Origin of the sequence: Paracoccus hibiscisoli (assembly GCF_005048265.1) — a bacterium.
GTDB classification, from domain to species: domain Bacteria; phylum Pseudomonadota; class Alphaproteobacteria; order Rhodobacterales; family Rhodobacteraceae; genus Paracoccus; species Paracoccus hibiscisoli.
This window is the reverse complement of sequence record NZ_SUNH01000077.1, coordinates 1-1,915: the sequence shown is the minus strand read 5'-3', so window position 1 is coordinate 1,915 and position 1,915 is coordinate 1. Positions and strand designations below refer to the sequence as shown.

Sequence of the window (1,915 nt, the reverse complement as noted above, 5' to 3'; positions counted from 1 at the left end):
TTTCAGATCCGTGTGGTCGTCCTGAACGGCTTCGCCGCACTCGGCATACCCGTCACTGAAGCCGTGGGATGAGTCTGTCCGGGGGAAGGGGAACCTCGACCCTCAGCCGATTTGTGCAACAGAGCCGTTCTAGCATATTCTTCTCGATATTATTGTAGCATGCTGACCATATTTGATGTAAACGTTACCGTCGACGAAAAACCGCTATCATAAGTTTTGCGCCGCAAAGCATCACTCCTCACAACCCCCTCCGCCCCTTCATCTCCTCCAGCAACGCCCGCGTCCCCGCCGCACTCATCCGCCGAGGCCCCTCCATCGGCACCGGGGGCAGGGGCGTTTCCCATCTCGGCCCAGGCCGCGTCCTCGGCGCGCTGCAGGTCGCCGAATTCGGGCCGGGGCCCGTCCAGACCCTCGGCCTCGCGGCGCTTGAGGTAATGACCAGTCACGGGATTTTTCCTCCACCACCGATTAGAGTCCGCTCCAACTTGAGGACGGACAATGAAGCGCAGAAGATTTACGGATGAGCAGATCATCGGCATCCTTGGCGAGCACGGTCGACGTATACGTCGACGGCACGAAGTGCGCTGACCTGTGCCGCAAGCACGGCATGTCGGAAGGCACCTTCTATAACTGGAAGGCCAAGTTCGGCGGCATGACGGTGTCGGAGGCCAAGCGGCTGAAGACGCTCGAGGATGAGAACGCGAAGCTGAAGAGGCTTCTGGCCGAGCAGATGCTGGATCTGGCTGCGATGAAGGAGCTGGTTTCAAAAAAGTGGTGACGCCTGCCGTGAAGCGCGAGGCGGTCGCGCATCTGAATGCCCTGCTCGGGCTCTTGGAACGGCGGGCGTGCCGGATTGTCAGAGCGGATCGCAAGGTGGTCCGCTACGACGCGCGAGCCGTGCGCCGGACACGGTGCTGGGCGATTGGTTGCGGGAGCTGGCCAACGAACGCCGACGCTTCGGTTATCGCCGGCTCTTCGTCCTCTTGCGCCGCGAGGGGGGCCTTCAGGCATCAATCGGATCTATCGGCTCTACCGCGAGGATGGAGGAGGATCAGAAAACGGTCCGGGGGACCGTTTTCCCGACGACGCTGACGGTGCGCAAGCGGAAGGCCCGACGCAAAGCGATCGGCACGCGGGCCCCAATCCTGGTCGAGGCGCGACCCAACGCACGCTGGTCGCTGGAACTCGTTCATGACCCGTTTGCCAACGGCCAACACTTCCGAGTTCTCAACGTGGTCGACGACGTCACCCGGGAATGCCTCGCAGCGATCCCGGACTCTTCGATATCCGGACGGCGCGTCGCACGAGAGCTATCGGCCCTGATCGAGCGTCGAGGGAAGCCTGGAATGATCGTCTCCGACGACGGCACGGAACTGACCTCGAACGCCATCCTGCGGTGGTGTTCCGAGCATCAGATCGAGTGGCACTCCATCGCGCCGGGAAAGCCGATGCAAAACGGCTTCGTCGAGATTTTCAACGGTCGGATGCGCGATGAGCTGCTCAATGACACCATGTTCCGCAACCTGGCTCACGCGCGTGTTGTGATCGCTGACTGGGCCGCCGACTACAACACCGAGCGCCCGCATTCGGCCTTGGATTACCAGACCCCGGTCGACTACGCACGAACCCTGATCACCGCAATCGCCCGCCCCGCTGCGCGAGATGAAAGCTCCGCGCGACGGGCGATTGCTCAACCCGCGACAATCGGCGTAAATACCAACCGGGCTCCGGTCGCGGCTGGATGAAAGTTCAGCGGCAGGTCAGCTGGCGTTGAGCCTGCCCCTTCACTCGACGGTTACGGATTTAGCCAGGTTTCTGGGTTGGTCGACGTCTGTGCCCTTTGCGACGGCGGTGTGGTAGGCTAGGTACTGCATCGGCACCGCATAGAGGATCGGCTGGAAGATGCCGCCTCCGG

At 62.1% G+C, this 1,915-nt stretch carries 1 pseudogene; it reads left to right on the top strand.

Annotated elements, in window-relative coordinates:
- The first annotated feature begins 498 nt into the window (after nucleotides 1–498).
- Nucleotides 499–1,745 (top strand): annotated as a pseudogene (locus FA740_RS19285) (IS3 family transposase).
- The last annotated feature ends 170 nt before the right edge of the window (nucleotides 1,746–1,915 follow it).